This is a genomic window from Branchiibius cervicis, from assembly GCF_042661605.1.
Taxonomy (GTDB): Bacteria; Actinomycetota; Actinomycetes; order Actinomycetales; family Dermatophilaceae; genus Branchiibius; species Branchiibius cervicis.
In genome coordinates this window covers 1632787-1656520 of the sequence record NZ_JBHSWJ010000002.1, presented here as the reverse complement: position 1 = coordinate 1656520, position 23734 = coordinate 1632787, and the positions used below count along the sequence as shown (strand labels likewise).

Here is a 23734-nt window from a genome sequence, read left to right as displayed (position 1 = left end):
AGGTAAGCCTTAGCTATCTGTTACGGTCGGTCCATGACCGCGACGGACCCGTCAGTCCTTTCCGAAGTCCGCCCCTTCGAGCTGTACGACGTGCGCGTCCTTCGCCGCGAACGGCTCACGCCGCACTTGGTGCGCGTGACGTTCGGTGACGCGTCGCTGCCCGAGGGGCAGCCGTGGATCGCGGACGCCGGCTACGACCAGCGGATCAAGCTGATCTTCGCGGCGCCGCGGCAGAGTCTCGATGACTTCCCCAGGGGGCGGACTGGTTCACGCAATGGCGGCAACTTCCCGATGCGCAGCGGGCTGCCATCCGCACCTATACGTTGCGCCAGGTGCGCCGTGCCGCCGGGGAATTCGACGTGGACATGGTCGACCACGGTGACAACGGTCCCGGTTCGGCGTTCGCCGGCAGTGCAGCGGTTGGGGACCGGGTGCTGGTGCTGGGGCCCAACGACGCCTACGACGGCGACGCCGGCGGGCTGGAATTCCACCGTGACGCGGCGGCGGGTACGCATCTGCTGGTGGGTGACGAGACGGCGGTCCCGGCGATCTGGGGGATCTGCGAACGTCTGCCGCAAAACGCCCGGGGCTTGGTGTGCGTCGAGACTGCGGACGCTGCGGATGTCGTTGACCTACCGCGCCCGCCCGGCCTGGAGGTCAGTTGGGTGCGCTCGGCGCCGGTGCGTGGCGAGTTGCAGACCGAGGTGGTACGTCGATGGCTCGCCGACCACCCCGAACTCACCCACGGCGGCGGCCCGGGTGCAACGACCATCTTCTTCGACGGCGCCGATGACGCGTACTGGGAGACGACGCAGGAGCAGGATCCCCGGTTTTCGGTGTGGATCGCGGGGGAGTCCTCGGTGGTGAAGTCGTTGCGCCGGGTGCTGGTGAACGAGTTCGAGGTACCGAAGTCGGCGGTTGCGTTCATGGGGTATTGGCGCGAGGGGCGCGCGGAGAACTAGGGGTAGCTCTGGGTCGGTCGCCCTGAGCTGTGGATTGCGGGGCGCGATCGCGAGTTGTCCACACCCGTGACGTCGGCTCTGGCCGGTGCATCGGGGCCGCCCTACGTTCGAGGGGTGAGCACTTCCGCAGAGCCGGTTCCGCCCTCCGGCGAATCATTCTGTGCTGCAGAGGAATTCGAAATTGCCGAAACCCTGTTGGCCCCGTTCACAGGACTCTGTGCCGCAGCGTTGGACGCGGTGCGCGGCGGTGTCGCCGTGATGGCAGCCATGCCCCCGGGCAGGAGTTGGATCCCGTGGCCGGGGCCGCGGCTCGTTTCACCGAGCGTGCTCTGGTGGATGCGTTGGACGCGGTCGGGGTGTCGAGGGCCGCTCTGCAACGCCTCGAGACTGAACTGGTCCGCGAGGGACTGGCCCGCGGACTGCCTGCGTCGCAGGGCCGTTCGGGCCCGGATTGGGTGCGCGTCGTCGAGGGCGTGCACGCGCCACCGCCGGATCGGACGCATGCGGGTCGGGTGGTGGCGGTCGCTTCAGCCGCGAATGCCACCGCGGTGGGCGGCCTCCCGCCTCTCGGTCAGGTCGTGTCCGCAGTGAGCGAGGGGCGACTGGCGGTGGACAAGGCTGCGCAGATCATCCGGTTCGTCGAAGACGTGGCACCGGTCGTCGACGAGCAGGAGCTGTCAGAGGTCATCACCACGATGGTCGTCGCGTCCGTGGACGCCCCGGAGACTGCGCAGCGCCTGCGTAGGCCGGGCGAGTCGTGGTTGGGATCGTGGGGTCTGACCTCCCGGGAGTTGGCGACGGTGATCAACAAGAGCCGACAGGTGCTCGCACCGCACGATCTTCTGGCGCAGGAGGAGTCCGCAGCGCGCCGGGGCCGGACACTGCACACGTTGCCCGGGCCCGGAGGATTGACCGAGTACCGGTTGACCGTCGAGGCGGAAGCAGCCGCCGTGATCGACGCGGCCGTCGCGGCGCTGTCGGCACCGGTGCCCGGTCCCCAGGGCGAGCCGGATCCGCGGCGGCTGGCGCGCCGGCGCGCGGATGCCCTGATGGACGTGATCGCTCGAGGCGTCGAAGCCGGCGGCGCTCTTCCTCGGTGGTCGCGGGCCCAGCTGCTCGTGACGATCGGCCTCGATGCGCTGCGCGGTGACACTGACGCCGCACACCGGTACCGGTCAGGTGCTGTCGGCTGCGGCCGTTCGGCGTACGGCGTGTGACGCCGGGATCATCCCGATGGTTCTGGGGACGGCTGGTCAGGCCCTCGACATCGGTCGGGAGAAACGGCTCTTCACGCAGGCACAACGCCTCGCGGTCTGGCGCCGGGACGGCAAGTGCACGTTCCCCGGGTGCTCGGTGCGTGCCCCGTGGTGCGACCTGCACCATCTGATCGCGTGGGCCAAGGGTGGACGGACCGACCTGGCGAACTGCGGGTTGTTGTGCCGACGACACCACACCCTGGTCCACGAGCAGGAACTCACCGCGACGGTGACCGCGATGGGCGTCCGGTGGAACCTGCGACCATGAGTGCACGCCTCCCGTGCCCCTGAACCGGTGGATGTGGGCCGGTGACTCTCAGCCGCGCTGACGGACCGCTTCGTACAGCACGATCGAGGTGGAGTTCGCAGCGTTGAGCGATGATGCGTGCCCGCCGATCGGGATCCTGGCGATGACATCGCACGCCTCCCGCCAGCCCGCCGACATCCCCGTCCGTTCCGTGCCCGTGACAATCAGGGTCGGGCGGGTCAGATCGATGCGGTCGACCGAGTCGGTGCCGGTCTCGTCGGTGCCGACGACCTGGACCGGTATGCCGCCGTGCCGCATCGAGTCGACCCAGTCCATCGCCTCGGCCGGTCCGGCGAGCCGTACCGACGGGACGGTGAACACCGACCCGGTAGATGCCCGTACCGCCCGGGGGTCGTAAGGGTCGGCTCCGTGTCCGGTGATCAGGACGCCGTGTGCCCCGAACGCGTCGGCTGACCGGATGATCGAGCCGATGTTGCCGGGGGAGGCGGGCCGGTCGAGGGCGACCGCCAGCAGGTCCGGGGCAACCGGGATCCGGCCGGGGTCATCCGGCGGGATCGCGACCGTGATGAGCAGCTCCGGCGTGCGGTCCTCCTGCTCGCCGAGTTCGGCGAGCAGGTCCGGCTCCAGCAGATACTCCCTGGCGCCGGCCGCCCTCGCCCGGTCGGCGACGTTGCGGGCCCACCCCGAACGCGGACCGTCTGCAGCGATGAGAACGGAACGGATCGGCGTACCCGCAGTGAGGGCCAGATCGGTCGGGCGCACGCCCTGAACGATCAGTTCACCGGCCCGGTTGCGCTTGGTGCGGTTGGTCAGCAGGGTCTGCCAGTACTGGAAGGTCGCGTTGCGCGACCGGATCCGGGTGACCATCCTCAGGCCTTCATCGGGCGGTGGCCGGTTGTCGGGATCATGGGTGCAGCCTAGGCAGGGTGCTCACGGGGCCAGCAGCACCTGGCCGAGTTCCTGCGTACATCGCGTGAGCGCGACGTACAGGCCGTTCCAGCCACGGGGTTCCCGGCAGATGCCGCCGGGATCCACCACGAGGGTGGCGTCCCACTCCAGTCCCTTGGCTTCGGTAGCCGCCAGCACCGGCAGGGCCGGCAGCTCGGACCGGAGTGCGGTGAGGCGGTCGCTTGGGGCGATGACACCGACGGTGCCGCCGGCCCAGCGCTCGGTGAGTTCTGCGGCCAAGCGTGCGGTCGTGGCGATGAGGACCTCTTCGGTCGCGCTGACCTCCCACGGCTGGTAGCCGGAGTCGCGCATGGCCCGGGGTGGATGGTTGTGGCTACCGGCCGCTTTCAGGACCGGCGGGGTCAGGGCCATGACTTCTCGTGGGGTGCGGTAGCAGATCGTCAGGTCGGCGCGCCGCCAGCGATCGCCGAAGGCGACCGAGACTGCTTGCTCCCACGTGGTGTGACGATGCGGCGTCTCGGCTTGATCGATGTCGCCGACCGCCGTGACGGATCGGGACGGCACGCGGCGGCCCACCATGTGCCATTGCATCGCGGACAGCTCCTGCGCCTCGTCGATCACGACGTGCCCGTAGACCCAGTCGCGGCGGTCCGCAGCCCGGTGAGCCACGAATTCGCCCTGGGCGTCGTTACTGCCGTGGGCCTCGCCGAGCGCGTCGGCGATGGCGTCCAGCAGGGGTAGGTCGCTGGGGGCCACCTGGCCCTTGGTATCAAGATCGGGCGCACGGAGCACCTGGTTGCGCTCGCCGTCCGTCAGCCACGGCATGAAGTGGGTGAGTAGCCCGCAGTCGCCGAGCAGCCGGCTCAGTGTCGTTTCCGCATCGAGGGTCGGCCAGAACTTCTCCAATGCACCCGCCACGACCGTGTCGTCGGCGATACGGGTGCGGAGCCGTTCGATGTCGGCGTCGGTGAGTGACCCATCGACCTCGCCGCCAGACACTCCTAGCAGGACGCCGCGATTGTCCGCGCGCGCCAGACCGGCGTCGACCCCGGCCAGGATGTCCTCGAAGCCCTCCTCCATGCTGGCGACGAGCTGGTCGTGCAGAGCGATGACGCCATCGGTCAGCGCGTCATGCATCGTGTCGATGAACCGGCGCCTGGCGGCGTGATAGTCGCGGCCCGCTGACGCATCGATCGCGCGCTGCACGCGGTCGCCATCGACGGTCACCTGCTCACCGTCGATGGCGACGGTCAACGGCGCGGGTTGGGGTCTCAGGGATCTGACGTACGCCGTGAGGGCGGGTTGCCAGGCATCGCGACCCTTGATCTCAGCGACCTCGCGAGTCTCGGGCAGCCGGGTCTCGACCCCGGGGATCAAGGTGTCCAGTGTCATGGCAACGACCGAGGTTTCGCCCAGGGCGGGCAGTACCTGGGCGATGTAGTCAAGGAACCGGCGGGACGGGCCGATGACCAGGACGCCTTGCCGGGCGAGCTCGGGTTGGTCGAAGAGCAGGTAGGCGACCCGGTGCAGCGCGACGACGGTCTTGCCGGTGCCGGGCCCGCCCTGCACCACCAGCGGCTGGTTGGCCGGGGCCCGCACGATGTCGTCCTGTTCGCGTTGCAGGGTGGCGATGGCTGTGCCCATGGTGCCGGTCCGTCGCGCGGACAGTGCCGCCAGCAGAGCGCCTTCCCCGACCAGATCGGTTCCGGGCAGGCTCGGGTCGAGCGGTTCGTCGTCGACCCTGATCACATCTCGGCCATCCAGACGGATGTGCCGGCGTCGCGCGTACCCCTGGGGATCGAGCGGGGTCGCGGTGTAGAACGCCCGCGCAGCACGTGCCCGCCAGTCCAGCACCAGTGGTTCGTTGTCCTCCACGGGGTCCGGCAGCCCGATCCGACCCAGCCGGCGGGTGGAACCATCGAGGCTGTCCAGCCGGCCGAAGACCAGCCCGCGCTCGGCGTGCTCCAGTTCTGCCCGCCACCGGCGCACCGAGGCCAGGCGCGCCACCCCCACCTCGTCGTCCGCGAGGATGTCGGCCAGTTGCTGGTTCGCCTGCGTCAGCAGTTCGTCGCGTCGGGCGTACGCCGCGTCGACGGCCTTCTGCTCCTGTGCGATGGCGTCATGCTGGTTGTCGGCGTCATGTTCGAGGCGGGCGGACATGGGCATCAGGCTCCTTCGGCGACGACTCGTCGGCCCCAGAAATGAGGCGGCGACCAGTGAACCAACGCCTCGGACAGGCCACGAAATTACGGCGGCCGCAAGGGATGTCGCGTGGGGGTTGCCGCGCCCGCCCGATGAGCGCACGTTCGCTCAGGGCAGCGAGCCGTAGCCGAGTATGCCTGCGTCCGTGATGTTCTGGGTGGTTACGGTGATGCCGCCGGGCTGGTTTCCGCCCACCGTCGTGAAGGAGTCGCCAGAGGTGGCCACCACCAAGTTGGTGTGGTTGCCCCAACGGTTCGGCGCGTCGTACATGACGACATCGCCGATCACCGGACGGTACGCGGAGCCACCGCGATGGAAGCGGCCCGCCTTGGTGAAGTAGTCCTGCAACGTGTAGACGCCGGGGATCCGCCAGCCGCCGGAGTTCGGATTGCGCAGGGGAGTACCGGCGGTCTTCATCACCCAACTGACGAAATCGGCGCACCACGCCTCGTCGACGCCCTGGGAGTAGGTGGTCGCGCTCTGCGGGTGCTCGAACTGCTCCCGGGCCACCGTCACGACGCGCAGTTGGGTGGCACTCAACCCGTTCGTGGCGGGGTACCCGGGGTGCTCCTGGTCGCTGCCGGCAACGCCGGGAACGTGGCGGATGTCGCGGCCGCGCCGGAGCATCCGGCCAACAGCGCGGTGCAGGTGAGACCGAGCGCGACGAGGCTCCGACGGGGCATGGATCAGAGCGTACGACGCGTGGCGGGCCGCCGCCGGAATGTCGCTGTCGGTGGTGGCGTTTACCGTTGCAATATGCGACCGACAACTGATCTGCAGCGCCGGGTGGCGCCCTTCGAGGTCGTCTCGGAGTATTCGCCGAGCGGTGACCAGCCGACGGCCATTGCCGACCTGACCGCGCGGGTGAAGTCGGGCGAGCAGGATGTGGTGCTGCTGGGTGCCACCGGCACCGGTAAGTCCGCGACGACGGCCTGGCTGATCGAGCAGGTGCAGCGGCCGACGTTGGTCATGGCACCGAACAAGACTCTCGCTGCGCAACTGGCCAATGAGTTCCGCGAGCTGCTGCCGAACAACGCGGTCGAGTACTTCGTGTCGTACTACGACTACTACCAGCCCGAGGCGTACATCCCGCAGACGGACACCTACATCGAGAAGGACTCCTCGATCAACGAGGAGGTTGAGCGGCTACGGCACTCGGCGACCAACTCGCTGCTCACCCGGCGCGATGTGATCGTGGTCGCGTCGGTGTCGTGCATCTACGGTTTGGGGACCCCGCAGGAGTACGTCGATCGGATGGCCCGCCTGCGCGTCGGCGACCGCATCGACCGGGACGACTTGCTGCGCCGGTTCGTGCAGATGCAGTACACCCGCAACGACTTGGCCTTCACTCGCGGCACCTTCCGGGTGCGCGGTGACACGGTGGAGATCATTCCGGTCTACGAGGAGTTGGCGATCCGCATCGAGTTCTTCGGTGACGAGATCGAGCGCATCTACACACTGCACCCGTTGACCGGAGAGATCGTCCGCGAAGAGAACGAGATGTACGTCTTCCCTGCATCTCACTACGTCGCCGGCCCGGAGCGGATGGAGCGGGCGATCAGCGGCATCGAATCCGAGTTGGAGCAGCGGCTTGCCGAGCTCGAGCGGCAGGGCAAGCTGTTGGAGTCGCAGCGGCTGCGAATGCGCACGACGTACGACATCGAGATGATGCGGCAGGTCGGATCCTGCTCCGGTATCGAGAACTACTCCCGGCACATCGACGGTCGCTCGCCCGGGTCAGCGCCCAACTGCCTGCTCGACTACTTCCCCGAGGACTTCCTGCTGGTCATCGACGAGTCGCACCAGACGGTGCCGCAGATCGGCGCGATGTACGAAGGCGACATGTCCCGCAAGCGGATGCTGGTCGATCACGGTTTCCGGCTGCCCAGCGCGATGGACAACCGGCCGCTGAAATGGGAGGAGTTCCTGGAGCGGATCGGGCAGATGGTCTATCTGTCGGCGACGCCGGGCGATTACGAAGTGGCCAAGGCCGACGGTGTCGTCGAGCAGGTCATCCGACCGACCGGGCTGGTCGACCCCGAGATCGTGCTGAAGCCGACCAAGGGTCAGATCGACGATCTGCTCGGTGAGATCCGCGAGCGGGTCGACCGCAACGAGCGTGTCCTCGTCACGACGCTGACCAAGAAGATGGCCGAAGATCTCACGGACTACCTGCTGGAGAAGGGGGTTCGCGTCCGGTACCTGCACTCGGAGGTCGACACACTGCGCCGGGTGGAGCTCTTGCGCGAGTTGCGACTGGGCGAGTTCGATGTGCTGGTCGGCATCAACTTGCTGCGAGAAGGTCTCGACCTTCCGGAGGTCTCGCTGGTGAGCATCCTCGACGCCGACAAGGAGGGCTTCCTCCGCTCGGCGCGGTCACTGATCCAGACCATCGGCCGTGCCGCGCGTAACGTCTCGGGTCAGGTGCACATGTACGCCGACACGGTGACGCCGTCGATGCAAGAGGCCATCGATGAGACGCACCGCCGGCGCGAGAAGCAGTTGGCCTACAACACGGAGCACGGTATCGATCCGGAGCCGCTGCGCAAGAAGATCGCTGACATCACCGACCTGCTGCAGCGGGAGGACGCCGATACCGACGCCCTGATCGGAAGCGGCCGGACCCAGTCGCGCGGGAAGTCCACCGGCCGCGGTCGGGGTGGTCGTGGTGCTGCTGCCGCCGATGCGGCCGAGGTGTCCGGATCGCGGGTGGCGAGCCTGCCGGCGGGTGAGTTGTCCGACCTCATCCAGGAGCTCACCGCGCAGATGCACCAGGCGGCAACCGATCTGCACTTCGAACTGGCCGCCCGGTTGCGCGATGAGATCGGTGACCTCAAGAAGGAACTGCGGCAGATGGCCGAAGCGACTCGTTGACGGTCACTGCTCCGCGATCGGCTCGTTGTCGGCGACCTTTCGGCCGGTGAGCACGGCAACGCTCGCTGAGACGACCATTGCCATCCCCACGAGTTGCACGGGCGTCAGCCGTTGGTGCAGCACGATGAGCCCGGCAAGAGCAGCCGCAGCCGGCTCGAGGCTGAGCAAGATCCCGAACACCTGCGGCGACAACCGGCGCAGGGCCAGCAGTTCGAAGGAGTACGGCAGCACCGAGGACAGGATGGCGATCCCGGCGCCTTTGAGGAGTGCCTCCGGGTGCAAGAGGCTCGATCCGGCAGACAGCACGCCGAGCGGCACCACGACGACCGATGCGAGACACATCGCGATGGTCAATCCGTCGAGCCGTTCGAAACGAGCCCCGGTCCAGCCGCTGGTCAGGATGTAGAGCGCCCAGAAACCTCCGGCCGCCAGCGCTAGAGCGATTCCCACCAGATCAAGTTCGGCCCACGGCGTGGTCAGTGCTCCCGAGATCAGGACGACTCCTACACCTGCGGCCGCAACCGCGATCGCGTCCCGGGGACGACGGGACAGCACTGCGGAAAGCACCAGCGGCCCGACGAATTCGATGGTGACGGCCACGCCGATCGGCAGCCGCTCCAGTGAGCCGTAGAACGACAGGTTCATACAACCCAGGGCGGCGGCGTACGCCGTAACCGCCAACCAGTCCCGCCGGCTGCGCCCCGACCACCGGGGCCTGGCGACGGCCAGCATGATCAGCGCCCCGATGGCCAGGCGCAGCGCCACCGATCCCGCAGCACCCACCAGCGGCAGCAGCGTGGCGGCCAAGGCGCCACCGAACTGGACCGAGACGATCCCGGCCAGGACCAGCAGCGGCGCCGGCACCCGGTCGCCGGGCAAGGTTGCCGGGCGGCCGGGACCCGCCGCGGAGGTCACCGCATGAGGCCGGGGATCCGGGCCGCCGCTACCAGCGTCGTCATCCGTTCCGGAGTCAGCGCTTCCTCGACGACGGTCGCACCGGTCTCGGGTGCGTGCAGCATGCGCCGGGGTCCGGTGACGATGCCGACATGGTGGATCCGCTTGCCGGGATGGGCGAAGAAGTAGAGATCACCGGGCTGCGCCTCCTCGAGGGCTACCGCGGGCAACGCATCTGCCTGATCGTCGGCGTCGCGGGGCAGCACGATGCCGAACCAGCGAGCAGTGTTGTGTACCAACGAGGAACAGTCGACCGCGTCGGGCGCTGAACCGCCCCAGAGATACTTGGTGCCGGCGTACTCCTGTGCCCGTTGGATGAAGATCTCCGGCAACGGTGCGATGCGCGGCGATCGCAGCGGCGGTGTCTCCTGCGATTCGGCAACCTGTAGATGGGCGGTACGCACCCAACCCGGGTAGCCCCGCTCGTCCTTGGCGCTCGGCTGCCACGCGGCGTACCCGTGGCTCCACCCGTCGTCAGTCTGCTCGTCCACCCAGAACGGCTCGCCCTCGACCAACTCGGTGTCCAGCCGGCCGTGCAGCGAGAGCCGGTCGGCTTCCGGGCCGGCGGCATCCAGCGCCGCCAGCCACGCCCCGTGATCGGGTACGTCGGCCGTCACCGGGCCGTCCACCGCACCGGAGGAGTGCGGTGACACCCAGACCGGCGACACGGGAACTCGGACGAGGAACAACTGGGCGGCGGTCACCGAGCCATCCAATCACCAGCCCCGATCGCGCCATTCCTGCAGGTGCGGCCGTTCGGCAGCCAGCGTGGTGTCGTCGCCGTGGCCGGGATAGACCCAAGCGTCGTCGTACACATCGAAGATGCGGTCGGACACGTCGGCGATGAGTGACGGAAACGACTGGTAGTCATAATGATTGGTGGCGCCGACGCCTCCAGGGAACAGTGAGTCGCCGGTGAACAGCTGCACACCGTCCGCGCTGGTGAGAGCCACCGCCACCGATCCGGGGGTGTGGCCACGCAGGGCGATGACGTCCAACGTCAGGCTCCCCACGGTCAGCCGGTCGCCGTGGGCCAGTGGGATGTCGGTCCGCACCGGAATGGCGTCGACATCGGCGACGCCTGCAGCCGTCTGCGCACCGGTCGCCTCGGCCGCCTCCTGCAGAGCGCGCACGTGGTCCCAGTGCCGGTGGGTGGTCAGGATGGTGCGCACCCGGGCTGCGCTGTTCTCGATCATGGCGGCGATCGCCGGCCAGTCGTCGGCGGCGTCGATGAGGATCGCATCGTGCGAAACCCGGTCCTCGATGAGGTAGACGTTGTTGCTCATCTCGGACACGGCGAGCTTGTAGATCGTTGCTTCCGGTAGTTCGCGAACCGCCCACGGTCCGCCGGGAGTCACCCGCCCGTCGTACGTCAGGCCGTCGTGGCTCATGTCGTCTTCGCCTCCATCCGCGCGATCGTGACCGCGGCCTGCACCAGGGTGAGGTGACTGAATGCCTGCGGGTAGTTCCCGACCATGTGACCGGACGCCGGGTCGTACTCCTCGGAAAGCAGTCCGAGGTCGTTGGTGAGAGCCACCAGTCGCTTCATCAATGCGTGCGCCTCGTCGAGTCGCCCGGTCAGAGCGTAGGCGCTCACCAACCAGAACGAGCAGGCCAGGAACGGGTGTTCGTCACCGGGCAGGCCGTCGACCCCGGAGTCGGTGCGATAACGCAACAGCAACCCGTCCCGCAACAGATCGCGCTCGATCCGCTCGATCGTGGCAGCGACTCGCGGATCGTCACCCGGCAGGAAGCCGACCGCGGGGATCAGCAACAGACTCGCGTCGACCTCGGTCGTGTCGTAATGCTGGGTGAAAGAGTTGATCTCGGTGTTGAACCCCTTGGCCAGCACCTCGCGATGGACCTCGTCGCGCACGCGGCGCCATTCCTGCACCGACCCGTGGCGTCCGTGATCCTCGACCGCCCGGATGGCGCGGTCGAACGCCGCCCACACCATGACCCGGGAGTGGGTGAAATGCCGCAGCGGCCCGCGGATCTCCCACAACCCGTTGTCCGGTTCGTCCCAGTGCTTGACCAGATCGTCCACCAGGGCACGCTGGACCGACCAGGCGTGCGCGCTCTCCTGCAGGCCCATCTCGCGGGCGTCGTGCAGGGCGATCATCACCTCACCGAGCACATCCGTCTGCTTCTGATCGACCGCGCCGTTGCCGATACGGACCGGCCGGGACCCGGCGTACCCCGGCAGATGGCTCAGTTCGCTTTCGGGTAGGTCGCGCTTGCCGTCGACGGCGTACATGATCTGCATGTCCTCGGGGTCACCCGCGAGCGCCCTCACCAGCCAATCTCGCCACAGACTGGTGGCTCCGGTGAATCCCGCTCCGAGCAGCGCCTCCAGCGTGAGGGACGCATCCCGCAGCCAGCAGTAGCGGTAGTCCCAGTTGCGGACGCCGCCCAGTTCCTCCGGGAGGCTGGTGGTGGGGGCGGCGACGATGCCGCCGCGCCGGGTGTCGGTGAGCAGCCGCAGCACCAGGAGGGAGCGCACGACGTACTCCTGGTAGGGCCCTTGGTAGGAACTGGACGAGGCCCACGCCTCGGAGGTCTCGATGGTGCGCTGGATCCGGGACTCGACCTCCAGCGGCGGCGGGATCGGTTTCCACGAGGCGAACCAGTTCAACGAGTACTCGTATCGTTCACCGGCTTTGACCGTGAAACGGTCGTAGTGGTGACCGTCGACCGCGTGCGGCAGACGGGTCCCGCGAAGGACCAGCATGTCCGGGCCGGCGATGGCGGTGAGGACGTCGTTCTGCTCGCTGTGTCCGCTGTGCCGGGCGACCCAGGGCCGCACCCGGCCGTAACCGAACCGGACGACCCACTCGTGCTCGATCTCGACCTCGCCCTCGAGACCCTCCACGACCCGTACGATGTCGGCCCGGTCCATGCCCAACGGCATGAGATCGGTCACGCGGACTTTGCCCGTGGCCGTGGAGTGCACGGTATCGAGCACCGAACTGTTGCCGCGGTAGCTGCGCGTCGATGTGGCATCGCCGACCGGGCCGATCAACCAGCGGCCGTGGTCGGGGGTGCCGAGAAGCGCCGCGAAACAGGCGGCACTGTCGAAGCGGGGAAGGCACATCCAGTCGAGGGATCCGCGGCGGCTGACCAGCGCCGCGGTCTCGGTGTCGCCGATGATGGCGTACTCCGCGATGGGCACGCGGGGCGGTGTGTCCGATGCCGAGTTGTACGGCCCGGGCACCTCCCGGTGGGAGCGCGCGTGATCAGCGACATCGACCATGCTCAGAGCGTAGGGCGTGAGGCGGTGAATACCCTGCAGCCGGTCAGCGGGTGGGAGGCTGTCGGTGGCGCCGCCTAGCATTGACGGGTGCCTGTCTCCTCCCGGTCCGTGCCCGCTCGGGGCTCTATGAATCACGACCAGCTGCGTGTCCGCGGTGCCCGCGAACACAACCTACGTTCCATCAATGTCGACATTCCGCGGGACGCCCTGGCGGTGTTCACCGGTTTGTCGGGATCCGGGAAGTCATCCCTTGCGTTCGACACGATCTTCGCCGAGGGGCAGCGCCGTTACGTCGAGTCGCTCTCGGCGTACGCCCGGCAGTTCCTCGGTCAGATGGACAAACCGGACGTGGACTTCATCGAGGGTCTGTCGCCCGCGGTCTCGATCGACCAGAAGTCGACCAACCGCAACCCGCGGTCAACGGTCGGCACGATCACCGAGGTCTACGACTACCTGCGGTTGCTCTTTGCCCGTGCGGGCCGACCGCACTGCCCCATCTGCGGCGAGCCGGTGGGCCGGCAGACGCCGCAGCAGATCGTCGACACCCTGCTGGAGCTACCCGATCGGACCCGCTTCCAGGTCCTTGCCCCCGTCGTGCGTCAGCGTAAGGGCGAATACACCGAGCTGTTCGCCGAGCTGCAGACCAAGGGGTACTCGCGGGCCCGGGTCGACGGCGAGGTGGTCTCGCTGGCCGAGCCGCCCGCGCTGACCAAGCAGAAGAAGCACTCCATCGATGTCGTGGTCGACCGGTTGGTCGCCCGGGGTGGGGATGCGTCGGGCAAGCAGCGCCTCACGGACTCGGTGGAGACCGCGTTGCGGCTGGCCGACGGCATGTTGTTCATCGAGTACGTCGATCTGCCGGCTGACGATCCCGGCCGCGAGCGCCGCTTCTCGGAGAAGATGGCCTGTCCCAACAACCATCCGCTCGCCCTGGACGAGATCGAGCCTCGTACGTTCTCCTTCAACAGTCCGTTCGGTGCCTGCCCCGAATGCTCGGGCCTGGGGACCGAGTTGCAGGTCGACCCCGATCTGTTGGTGCCCGACCAGGACAAATCGATCCGGGAGGGCGCGATCCTGCCGTGGGCACAGGGCTCGGGTGCGGCCGACTACTTCCTGCGCGTGATCGGGGCGTTGGCCGAGGAGATGGGCTTCTCGATCGACGACCCGTGGCGGGACTTGCCGGCGACAGCGCGGGATGCCCTGCTGCTGGGGCGCAATCACCAGGTCCACGTGAAGTACCGCAACCGGTACGGCCGCGAACGCAGTTACTCCACCGGCTTCGAAGGGGTCATTCCGTTCGTCAAGCGACGGCACGCGGAGACCGATTCGGACTGGAGCCGCGACCGGTACGAGGGTTACATGCGCGAGGTGCCGTGCCCGACGTGTCACGGTGCCCGTCTGCGGCCGGAGGTCCTGGCGGTCACGATCGGCGGCCGGTCGATCGCCGAGGTGTGCGCGATGCCGCTTTCGGAGTCGGCCGGTTTCCTGGACTCGGTCGAGTTCACTGCTCGTGAGAAGCAGATCGCCGAGCGGGTGATCAAGGAGATCGACGCGCGGCTTGGCTTCCTGCTGGACGTCGGTCTGGATTACTTGTCACTGGACCGTCCAGCGGGGACGTTGTCCGGCGGTGAGGCGCAGCGGATCCGGCTGGCGACCCAGATCGGTTCAGGTCTGGTCGGTGTTCTCTACGTCTTGGACGAACCCTCGATCGGTCTGCACCAACGCGACAACCACCGGCTCATCGAGACCCTGACCCGGCTGCGGGATCTGGGCAACACGCTGATCGTCGTCGAGCACGACGAGGACACCATCTCCACGGCGGACTGGATCGTCGACATCGGCCCGGGCGCGGGGAGCACGGCGGCAAGGTCGTCTACTCCGGTCCGGTGCCGGGTCTGCTGAAGGCCCGGGATTCGATCACCGGCGCCTACCTGTCCGGTGCGAGGGAGATCGTCACGCCGGCCGTGCGCCGGCCCCAGGACGGCCGCGTACTCACCGTGCGGGGAGCCCGAGAGCACAACCTGCAGGACGTCGACGTCGAATTCCCGCTGGGCAACCTGATCGCGGTGACCGGGGTGTCGGGGTCGGGTAAGTCGACGCTGGTCAACGAGATCCTCTACAACGTGCTGGCCAACCAGCTCAACGGCGCGCGGCACGTGCCCGGCCGCCACCGGACGGTCGAGGGACTGCACCACCTGGACAAGGTCGTGCATGTAGACCAGGGGCCGATCGGACGTACGCCGCGCAGCAACCCCGCGACGTACACCGGGGTCTTCGACCACGTCCGAAGGCTCTTCGCCGAGACCACGGAGGCCAAGGTCCGCGGCTACCAACCGGGCCGGTTCTCCTTCAACGTCAAGGGCGGGCGCTGTGAGGCGTGCACCGGAGACGGCACTATCAAGATCGAGATGAACTTCCTGCCGGACGTCTATGTGCCGTGCGAGGTGTGCCACGGTGCGCGGTACAACCGGGAGACACTGGAGGTGCACTTCAAGGGCAAGAACATCGCCGAGGTGCTGGACATGCCGATCGAGGAAGCGGCCGAATTCTTCGCAGCGGTGCCCGCCATCGCCCGGCACATGAACACCCTCGTCGACGTCGGTCTGGGGTATGTCCGGTTGGGTCAGCCCGCGCCGACGCTGTCCGGCGGCGAGGCGCAACGGGTCAAACTCGCTGCTGAATTGCAGAAGCGGTCGACCGGTCGCACCATTTACGTGCTGGACGAGCCGACGACCGGCCTGCACTTCGAGGACATTCGCAAGCTGCTGTTGGTCCTGCAGGGTTTGGTCGACAAGGGCAACACCGTGCTGGTCATCGAGCACAACCTCGACGTCATCAAGTCGGCGGACTGGATCGTCGACATGGGTCCGGAGGGCGGCAACCGCGGCGGCTTAGTGGTCGCTACCGGTACGCCGGAAGACGTTGCGGCGGTGCAGGATTCGTATACCGGGCAGTTCTTGGCGCCGTTGCTTGCTGCTCCGGCGAAGGCACGGCCGTCGACCAGGCGTGCCGCACCACGCACGGCAGCATCGGCGAAGACCACGTCGACCAGGTCCAGGTCGGCAAAGACAACCACTTCGGCCAAGAAGGCGCCCCCGACGGCACGAACCCCTCGAGCCAAAGGCGCCTGACCGCTTCTCACAGCCACCTCCTAGGAGGGGTGCGTTGTGATTGACGGTTCAAACACCCACGATGGGTCTATGAACCCCGACAAGAACGTTCAGCGCACGATGCAGCAGTTGGTGGCCGACCGCCGCGCAATCCTGCGGTCGGCCGGTCTCGGCGGCTCAGCGGTCGCCGCAACGGTCGCGCTCGCCGCTTGCGGGCAATCTTCGGACACTGACACTCCCGCGGCCGCCGCGACGACCGATTCCGGTACTTCCGCAGCAGCCGGGACGAGCACGTCGGCCGCGGCGTCCGGCGCTGGTGCCGCGAAGGCCACCGTTGCCACCTCCAAGGTGCCGGTCGGTGGTGGGGTGATTCTCGAGGAGAAGTACGTCGTCACCCAACCCACCTCGGGTGCGTACAAAGCATTCACCGCGATCTGCACCCATCAGGGCTGTCCGGTGACGTCGGTCGAGGACGGTGTCATCAAGTGTCCTTGCCACGGCAGCGAATTCAGTATCTCGGACGGTTCGGTCACAGAAGGCCCGGCAACCGAGGCGTTGGCGTCCTACACCGCGACCGTGGACGGCAGTGACGTCCGGGTCAGCTGATCGGGACTGTCGGCGCCGCTTCGTAGAGTAGAGGCGTGGCCGACCCATCGACGTACCGTCCCAAGCCGGGGCAGATCCCCGTTGATCCCGGTGTGTACCGCTTCCGGGACAAGGACGGACGGGTGATCTACGTCGGCAAGGCGAAGTCGCTGCGGAGCCGGCTGTCGTCGTACTTCCAGGACATTTCGGCGCTGCACCCGCGCACCCGCACGATGGTCACCACGGGGGCCAGCGTCGAGTGGACCGTGGTGCGCAACGAGGTCGAGGCCTTGCAACTGGAGTACTCCTGGATCAAGGAGTTCGATCCGCGGTTCAACGTCAAGTATCGCGATGACAAGTCCTACCCCTACCTCGCCGTGACGATGGGCGAGCTCTATCCGCGCGCGCAGGTCATGCGCGGCCGCAAGCGTCCCGGCACCCGGTACTTCGGGCCTTACGCGCACGCGTGGGCGATCCGCGAGACGTTGGATCAGTTGCTGCGCGTTTTCCCGGTCCGCACCTGCAGCAGCGGCGTTTTCAAGCGCGCCGGCCAGGTCGGGCGGCCCTGTCTGCTGGGCTACATCGAGAAGTGCTCGGCGCCGTGCGTTGGCCGCGTCAGCGAGGAAGCGCACCGCGCGATCGCTGAGGATTTCTGTGACTTCATGGCCGGCCACACCGACCGCTTCGTGAAGCGCCTCGAACGCGAGATGCTCGAAGCCAGTAGCGAACTCGACTTCGAGACCGCCGCCCGCCGTCGCGACGACCTGGGTGCGCTCACCAAGGCGCTGGAGCGCAGCGCGGTGGTATTGGGTGACGCCACCGATGCTGACGTCTTCGGAATCGCCGACGACGAGTTGGAGGCGGCCGTCCAGGTCTTCCACGTCCGCGGCGGCCGGGTGCGCGGCCAGCGGGGATGGGTCGTCGACAAACAGGAGGAGGGTGACCTGGGCCTGGCCGAAGTGGTCGAGCGACTACTGATCCAGGTGTACGGCGGGGAGTCACCCGAAGGGGTTCCGCGCGAAGTTCTCGTGCCCGTCCTGCCGACGGATCCGGAGTCGGTTGCCGCCTGGCTGAGCAGTCTTCGGGGCGCCCGGGTGGACCTGCGGGTGCCGCAGCGCGGCGACAAACGCACGCTGATGCAGACCGTCGAGCGCAATGCCAGCCAGGCGTTGGCCCGGCACAAGGTGGCTCGCGCCGGCGACCTGACCGCGCGCAGCCAGGCGCTGCAGGATCTGCAGGATGCGCTCGGCCTGTCGCAGGCACCGTTGCGGATCGAATGTTTCGACGTCAGCCACGTGCAGGGCACCAACGTCGTCGCGTCGATGGTGGTCTTCGAGGACGGCCTGGCCCGCAAAGGGGAGTACCGACGGTTCATCGTGCGCGGAACCCCGCAGGCCGACGGTTCGGTGCGGGTGGACGATACGGCCGCGATGGATGAGGTGCTGACCCGGCGGTTCCGGCGCTACCTCGATGAGCAGGGCGATAGCGGTGGTCTGGAGATCGACGACCGGGAGGGCGACGACGGTCTGCCGCACGGGCCGATCGACGAGACCACCGGCAAGCCCCGCCGGTTCGCCTATCCACCGCAGCTGATCGTGGTGGACGGCGGCAAGCCGCAGGTCAACGCCGCGGCGGTCGCATTGAGCAAGCTGGGGATCGACGACGTCGCCGTGGTCGGCCTGGCCAAACGGTTGGAGGAGGTCTGGCTGCCCGACGACGATTTCCCGGTCATCCTGCCGCGCACCAGCGAAGGCCTCTATTTGCTGCAGCGCGTCCGCGACGAGGCGCACCGCTTCGCCATCACCTTCCACCGGCAACGACGGTCCAAGGCGATGGTGCGATCGGCCCTCGACGACATTCCCGGTCTCGGGCAGGTCCGCGCGAAGGCGCTGCTGGCGCACTTCGGTTCGGTGAAGAAGTTGCGGGCCGCCGATGTCAGCGAGATCACGGCCGTCAAAGGGATCGGACCGGCGTTGGCCGAGTCCGTTCATCGTGCCCTGAGCGAGGATGGTGCAGACGTGCCTGCCGTCAACCTGACGACGGGCGAGGTGCTGGAGTGATTGGATCACTGGTGTGAGCCCGCAAGCCGAGCTGATCATCGTGACCGGGATGAGCGGTGCCGGTCGCACGACGGCCGCCAAAGTCCTGGAGGACCGGGGTTGGTACGTCATCGACAACCTGCCGCCGCAGTTGCTGACCGCGATGGCGGAGTTGCTGGCCGACGCCGGCGGGGAGGGGCGATCGCTGGCGGCCGTGGTGGACATCCGGTCGAGGGTGTTCTTCACCGAGTTCCGCGATGGCCTGGACCGGCTGCGCGATGCCGGCTGGAAGCCGACAGTGGTGTTCATGGACGCCACCGACGAGGCGCTGGTGCGTCGCTTCGAGTCGGTACGCCGACCGCATCCGTTGCAGGGCGACGGCCGGATGCTCGACGGGATCCAGGCCGAGCGGGAGGCGCTGTCGGACCTGAGGGACACCGCCGATGTGATCATCGACTCCAGCGGGCTCAACGTGCACCAACTGACCGCGAAGATCCGCGGCATGTTCGGCGGCGACGACGGTCCGAGCCTGCGGATCGCCGTGATGTCGTTCGGCTTCAAGTACGGCATTCCGCTCGATGCGGACATCGTCTTCGACATGCGCTTCCTACCCAACCCGTTCTGGAATCCACAGCTGCGTCCGCACAGCGGTCGCGAACCGATCGTGGCCGACTTCGTGCTCGCCCAACCCGGGGCCAAGGAGTTCCTGCGTAGCGCCGTCGAACTCCTGCGCCCGATGACGGAGGGCTACCTGCGTGAGGGTCGCAGCTACATCACGTTGGCGATCGGCTGCACCGGCGGAAAGCACCGTTCCGTCGCGATGTCGGAAGCCCTCGCCAAGGAACTGGACTCCGATGAGATCCGGGCCATCGTCGTACACCGCGATCTGGGGCGGGAGTGAGCCGTCGTCCGGCGGTCGCCGCACTCGGCGGCGGACACGGTCTGTTCGCCTCGTTGCAGGCCCTGCAGTACGTCACCGACCAGATCACGGCTATCGTCACCGTCGCTGACGACGGCGGGTCCAGCGGTCGGTTGCGGGAGGAGTTCGACATCCTGCCGCCCGGTGACCTGCGGATGGCCCTTGCCGCCCTCTGCGACCCGTCGGAATGGGGTCTGCAATGGCGGGACGCGCTGCAGCACCGGTTCGCCGGAGACGGTCCCCTGGGCGGGCATCCGCTGGGCAACCTGATGATCGCCTCGCTGTGGGACCTGCTCGGTGATCCGGTCGCCGGCCTGGATCTGGTGGGCCGGTTGGTCGAGGCCCGGGGCCGGGTGTTGCCGATGGCCATCGAACCCGTACGAATCGAGGCGCAGGTGCGCGGCGCCGACCCGGACCAGCCCGAGCAGATCAGCACGGTGACCGGTCAGGTGAAGGTCGCCACCACCACCGGCGACGTCCTGAGCGTCGGTCTGCATCCGGACCCGCCCCGGCCCTGCACCGAGGCGCTGGACGCCGTCGGCGACGCCGACTGGATCGTGCTGGGTCCTGGCTCCTGGTTCACCTCCGTGATCCCGCACCTGCTGGTTCCCGACCTGCGGGATGCGCTCGTGCATACCAAGGCGCGACGGCTGCTGACCTTGAACGTGACGATGCACACAGGGGAGACGGCGGGATATACCGCCGCTGATCATCTGGAGGTGCTCGCAGCGCATGCACCCGAACTGCATCTGGATGTGGTGCTGGCCGATCCCAGCGTCGTGACCGACTCCGGCGACCAGTTGCGAGATGCGGCTCAATCCCTCGGTGCCACGGTGGTTTTCACCCAGGTCGCGGACAGCGACGCCCCTGGTACGCATGATCCCTTGCGGTTGGCTGCGGCGTATCGCGACATCTTCGAGTTGTGACTGCCACGCGACCCGGAAAGAGGCTTGGCAGCGACGGCGGTGCATGCATGCTGGACGCGAGTGGGATGATGAACCCATGGCGATGACTGCCGACGTCAAAGACGAATTGAGCCGACTGCCGGTCGTCAAAGCCTGTTGCCGCAAAGCGGAGGTGTCTGCCACCTTGCGTTTCGCCGGCGGTCTACACATCGTCGGTGGACGGATCGTGATCGAGGCCGAGCTCGACACAGCGTCAGCGGCCAGGCGACTGCGACAGGCGATCTCGTCGGTCTACGGGCATGATTCCGAGCTGATCGTGGTCAATCCCAACGGAATTCGACGCGCGACGCATTACGTCGTCCGGGTCGTGCAGGGTGGGGAGGCCCTGGCTCGACAGGCCGGACTCATCGACCTCAAGGGTCGCCCTGTTCGTGGCTTACCGCCGCGGGTGGTCAACGGCTCGGTGTGTGACGCCGAATCCGCTTGGCGCGGTGCGTTCCTCGCGCACGGTTCGCTCACTGAGCCCGGTCGCTCGGGTGCCCTCGAAGTGTCGTGCCCCGGTTCAGAAGCTGCTCTGGCGTTGGTGGGGGCCGCCCGGCGCCTCGGCATATCGGCCAAAGCCCGGGAGGCCCGTGGCGTCGATCGCGTGGTCATCCGCGATGGGGACGCAATCGGTGCACTCCTGACGCTGCTCGGCGCCCACGACGCGTTCATGCAGTGGGAGGAGCGGCGCATGCGCCGCGAGGTGCGGGCGACGGCAAACCGGTTGGCCAACTTCGATGACGCCAACCTGCGCCGATCGGTGCGCGCCGCGGTCGCGGCGGGGGCGCGGGTCGAGCGCGCCATGGAGATCCTCGGGGAGGACATCCCGGAGCATCTTCAGCAGGCGGGTCGACTGCGCGTCGAGCACAAGCAGGCATCCCTGGAGGAACTCGGCCAGCTGGCCGATCCGCCGATGACCAAGGACGCCGTCGCCGGGCGGATCCGCCGGCTGCTGGCCATGGCCGACAAACGGGCCGAGGAACTGAACATTCCCAACACTGAGGCGGTGCTCACACCGGACATGCTTGAAGAGTGAGACGTACTGTCCGGTATCGCCCGAAGGCTGGGCAGCCGGGGGCCAGAGGCGGTGGATTCCCCTAGGGTCGTAACAGGCAGTCGTGACAGATAGTCAGTCGTGAAAGTCAACTGAACCGCAGCACCGCAAAGAGCACGCGCACGCTGACGGCTGGACCCCAGCCCCAGCTGGACGAATACGGCGAGAGCCGGCGATAGAGAGGCGAGTCACCATGACGGTCAAGGTAGGCATCAACGGTTTCGGACGCATCGGGCGCAACTTCCTGCGTGCCGCGCTGGCTTCCGGTGCGGACATCGAAGTGGTGGCGGTCAACGACCTCACCGACAACCACACTCTTGCCACGTTGTTGAAATACGACTCGATCCTGGGCCGGTTGCCCGGTGAGGTCACCTACGACGACAAGAGCATCTCGATCGACGGCAAGCCCATCGCGGCCTTCGCCGACCGCGACCCCGCCGCTCTGGACTGGGGCAGCGTCGGCGCCGACATCGTGATCGAGTCGACCGGCTTCTTCACCGACGCCGAGAAGGCCAAAGCGCACCTGGCCGGTGGCGCCAAGAAGGTCATCATCTCCGCCCCGGCCAAGAACGAAGACATCACCATCGTCATGGGCGTCAACGACGATCTGTACGACCCGGCCAAGGACACCATCATCTCCAACGCCTCGTGCACCACGAACTGCCTGGCGCCGATGGCCAAGGCACTGCACGAAGGCCTGGGCATCGAGCGCGGGCTGATGACGACCATTCACGCCTACACCGGTGACCAGAACCTGCATGACGGTCCGCACCGCGACCTGCGGCGTGCCCGGGCCGCCGCGCTCAACATCGTCCCGACCTCCACCGGTGCGGCGAAGGCGGTGGCCCTGGTCCTGCCGGAGTTGAAGGGCAAGCTCGACGGATTCGCGTTGCGCGTCCCGGTTCCGACCGGTTCGATGACCGACCTGACCTTCCAGGCGCCCAAGGAGACCTCCGTCGAGGAAGTCAACGCGATCATGAAGGCCGCCTCGGAGTCCGGCCCGTTGGCCAAGTACGTCAAGTACAACGAGGACCCGCTGGTGTCCACCGACATCGTCACCGACCCCGCCTCGTGCATCTTCGATGCGCCCCTGACCAAGGTGACCGGTGATCTGGTCAAGGTGCTGGGCTGGTACGACAACGAGTGGGGCTACTCCAACCGTCTGGTGGACCTCACCGTCCTGGTCGGTTCGTCGCTCTGATGCGTACCATCGCGGATCTGGGCGATCTGCGGGGTAAGAAGGTGCTGCTGCGCAGCGACCTGAACGTCCCGCTGGACAAGTCCGGCAACATCACTGACGACGGCCGGGTACGGGCATCCGTACCCACCATCAAGCGGCTGACCGAGCAGGGCGCCCGGGTGATCGTGGTCGCTCACCTGGGTCGTCCCAAGGGCGAGCCGGACCCGCAGTACTCCCTGCGACCGGTCGCGGAGCGACTCTCGCAACTCCTCGGCCAGCCGGTGGCGTTCGCCACCGACACGGTGGGGGATTCCGCCCATGAGGTCGTCGCAGGCCTCCAGGACGGGGACGTCGCGGTCCTGGAGAATCTGCGGTTCAACAAGGGCGAGACCAGCAAGGACGACGCCGAACGCGGCGCCTTTGCCGATCAACTCGCCTCTCTCGCCGATGTTTTCGTCTCCGACGGGTTCGGCGTGGTGCACCGCGCACAGGCCAGCGTCGTCGACGTCGCGGAGCGACTGCCCCAGGCCGCCGGCGGTCTGGTGGAGACCGAGGTCGGCGTACTCTCCCGGCTGACCCGTCCCCGTCGCCCGTACGCCGTGGTGCTCGGCGGCGCCAAGGTCAGCGACAAACTCGGCGTCATCGAGAACCTGCTGAAGGAGGCCGACACCCTGCTCATCGGGGGCGGCATGGTGTTCACCTTCCTGGCCGCCCAGGGCTATGAGGTGGGCAAGAGCCTCTTGGAGGCCGATCAGATCGACACCGTGAAGGGTTATCTGGCCGAGGCCGAGAACCGCGGCGTGGACATCGTGCTTCCGACGGACATCGTCGCCGCCGACGCCTTCTCGGCCGATGCGCATCACGAGGTCGTCGCCGCCGACGCCATCCCGGCCGACCAGATGGGTCTGGATATCGGGCCGGACTCCGCCGAGGCTTTCGGTGCGAAGATCCGTGAGTCCAAGACGGTGTTCTGGAACGGTCCGATGGGCGCGTTCGAAATGGCGCCGTACGCCGCGGGCACCAAGGCGGTTGCAGAGGCTCTGGTCGATGCGACGGCCGCCGGCGCACTCACCGTGGTCGGCGGTGGCGACTCAGCGGCCGCGGTGCGGCAGCTGGGCTTCCACGATGACCAGTTCACCCACATCTCGACCGGCGGGGGTGCAAGCCTCGAATACCTCGAAGGCAAGACCCTGCCCGGCCTCGCCGTCCTGGAGGACTGAAG

Annotated in this window: 17 protein-coding genes and 3 pseudogenes; 13 read left to right on the top strand and 7 right to left on the bottom strand. The window is 67.7% G+C overall.

What is annotated here, in order from left to right:
- Window positions 1–33 precede the first annotated feature (33 nt).
- The 4 genes and pseudogenes from ACFQBT_RS19925 to ACFQBT_RS08735 all read left to right on the top strand — a co-directional run.
- A pseudogene (locus tag ACFQBT_RS19925) lies at window positions 34–395 on the top strand (siderophore-interacting protein); the annotation flags it as partial.
- 36 nt (window positions 396–431) lie between these two features.
- Window positions 432–962: a siderophore-interacting protein gene (locus tag ACFQBT_RS08745; RefSeq protein WP_377825422.1), complete on the top strand. Its 531-nt coding sequence runs from the start codon at window positions 432–434 to the stop codon at window positions 960–962.
- Window positions 963–991: 29 nt separating this feature from the next.
- Window positions 992–2228 (top strand): annotated as a pseudogene (locus ACFQBT_RS08740) (DUF222 domain-containing protein); the annotation flags it as partial.
- 87 nt (window positions 2229–2315) lie between these two features.
- The gene (locus ACFQBT_RS08735; protein ID WP_377825420.1) at window positions 2316–2486 is read left to right on the top strand and encodes an HNH endonuclease signature motif containing protein; all 171 of its coding nucleotides are present in this window, start codon (window positions 2316–2318) and stop codon (window positions 2484–2486) included.
- A 48-nt stretch (window positions 2487–2534) separates the two neighbouring features.
- On the opposite strand, the gene ACFQBT_RS08730 is transcribed toward ACFQBT_RS08735, so the two are convergent.
- The 3 genes from ACFQBT_RS08730 to ACFQBT_RS08720 form a co-directional block, all read right to left on the bottom strand.
- Complete coding sequence (locus ACFQBT_RS08730) at window positions 2535–3353, bottom strand: TrmH family RNA methyltransferase (protein ID WP_377822002.1); 819 nt, start codon at window positions 3351–3353, stop codon at window positions 2535–2537.
- Window positions 3354–3416: 63 nt separating this feature from the next.
- Entirely contained in the window at window positions 3417–5555 is a 2139-nt protein-coding gene (locus tag ACFQBT_RS08725) for a HelD family protein (protein ID WP_377822000.1), read from the bottom strand.
- A 150-nt stretch (window positions 5556–5705) separates the two neighbouring features.
- Window positions 5706–6224: a CHAP domain-containing protein gene (locus tag ACFQBT_RS08720; RefSeq protein WP_377821998.1), complete on the bottom strand. Its 519-nt coding sequence runs from the start codon at window positions 6222–6224 to the stop codon at window positions 5706–5708.
- Window positions 6225–6353: 129 nt separating this feature from the next.
- Here ACFQBT_RS08720 and uvrB point away from each other — a divergent pair, with 129 nt between their 5' ends.
- On the top strand, window positions 6354–8471 hold the full coding sequence (uvrB, locus tag ACFQBT_RS08715) for an excinuclease ABC subunit UvrB (RefSeq protein ID WP_377821996.1): 2118 nt from the start codon (window positions 6354–6356) through the stop codon (window positions 8469–8471).
- A gap of 3 nt (window positions 8472–8474) precedes the next feature.
- On the opposite strand, the gene ACFQBT_RS08710 is transcribed toward uvrB, so the two are convergent.
- Genes ACFQBT_RS08710 through ACFQBT_RS08695 form a run of 4 tightly spaced genes read right to left on the bottom strand, consistent with a single transcriptional unit; the run spans window position 8475 to window position 12678 of the window.
- Complete coding sequence (locus tag ACFQBT_RS08710) at window positions 8475–9386, bottom strand: EamA family transporter (protein ID WP_377821995.1); 912 nt, start codon at window positions 9384–9386, stop codon at window positions 8475–8477.
- On the bottom strand, window positions 9383–10129 hold the full coding sequence (locus tag ACFQBT_RS08705; RefSeq protein ID WP_377821993.1) for a C40 family peptidase: 747 nt from the start codon (window positions 10127–10129) through the stop codon (window positions 9383–9385). The genes ACFQBT_RS08710 and ACFQBT_RS08705 overlap by 4 nt, the downstream gene beginning before the upstream one ends.
- Window positions 10130–10141: 12 nt before the next feature.
- Window positions 10142–10816: an MBL fold metallo-hydrolase gene (locus tag ACFQBT_RS08700; protein ID WP_377821991.1), complete on the bottom strand. Its 675-nt coding sequence runs from the start codon at window positions 10814–10816 to the stop codon at window positions 10142–10144.
- Complete coding sequence (locus ACFQBT_RS08695; RefSeq protein ID WP_377821989.1) at window positions 10813–12678, bottom strand: glycoside hydrolase family 15 protein; 1866 nt, start codon at window positions 12676–12678, stop codon at window positions 10813–10815. The genes ACFQBT_RS08700 and ACFQBT_RS08695 overlap by 4 nt, the downstream gene beginning before the upstream one ends.
- Before the next feature lie 126 nt (window positions 12679–12804).
- Here ACFQBT_RS08695 and uvrA point away from each other — a divergent pair.
- From uvrA to ACFQBT_RS08655, 8 genes and pseudogenes are all read left to right on the top strand, one after another.
- A pseudogene (gene uvrA / locus ACFQBT_RS08690) lies at window positions 12805–15809 on the top strand (excinuclease ABC subunit UvrA).
- A 69-nt stretch (window positions 15810–15878) separates the two neighbouring features.
- Entirely contained in the window at window positions 15879–16394 is a 516-nt protein-coding gene (locus tag ACFQBT_RS08685) for a Rieske (2Fe-2S) protein (RefSeq protein ID WP_377821987.1), read from the top strand.
- 35 nt (window positions 16395–16429) lie between these two features.
- Window positions 16430–18433 carry an excinuclease ABC subunit UvrC gene (gene uvrC / locus ACFQBT_RS08680; protein ID WP_377821986.1) on the top strand — a complete coding sequence of 668 codons (2004 nt, stop codon included), beginning with the start codon at window positions 16430–16432 and terminating at the stop codon, window positions 18431–18433.
- A gap of 13 nt (window positions 18434–18446) precedes the next feature.
- Complete coding sequence (gene rapZ / locus ACFQBT_RS08675) at window positions 18447–19313, top strand: RNase adapter RapZ (protein WP_377821985.1); 867 nt, start codon at window positions 18447–18449, stop codon at window positions 19311–19313.
- On the top strand, window positions 19310–20257 hold the full coding sequence (locus ACFQBT_RS08670; RefSeq protein ID WP_377821983.1) for a gluconeogenesis factor YvcK family protein: 948 nt from the start codon (window positions 19310–19312) through the stop codon (window positions 20255–20257). The genes rapZ and ACFQBT_RS08670 overlap by 4 nt, the downstream gene beginning before the upstream one ends.
- A 76-nt stretch (window positions 20258–20333) precedes the next feature.
- Window positions 20334–21314: a DNA-binding protein WhiA gene (whiA, locus tag ACFQBT_RS08665; RefSeq protein WP_377821981.1), complete on the top strand. Its 981-nt coding sequence runs from the start codon at window positions 20334–20336 to the stop codon at window positions 21312–21314.
- Between the two features lie 211 nt (window positions 21315–21525).
- Window positions 21526–22533 carry a type I glyceraldehyde-3-phosphate dehydrogenase gene (gap, locus tag ACFQBT_RS08660; protein ID WP_377821979.1) on the top strand — a complete coding sequence of 336 codons (1008 nt, stop codon included), beginning with the start codon at window positions 21526–21528 and terminating at the stop codon, window positions 22531–22533.
- Entirely contained in the window at window positions 22533–23732 is a 1200-nt protein-coding gene (locus ACFQBT_RS08655) for a phosphoglycerate kinase (RefSeq protein ID WP_377821977.1), read from the top strand. The genes gap and ACFQBT_RS08655 overlap by 1 nt, the downstream gene beginning before the upstream one ends.
- Window positions 23733–23734: the final 2 nt, after the last annotated feature.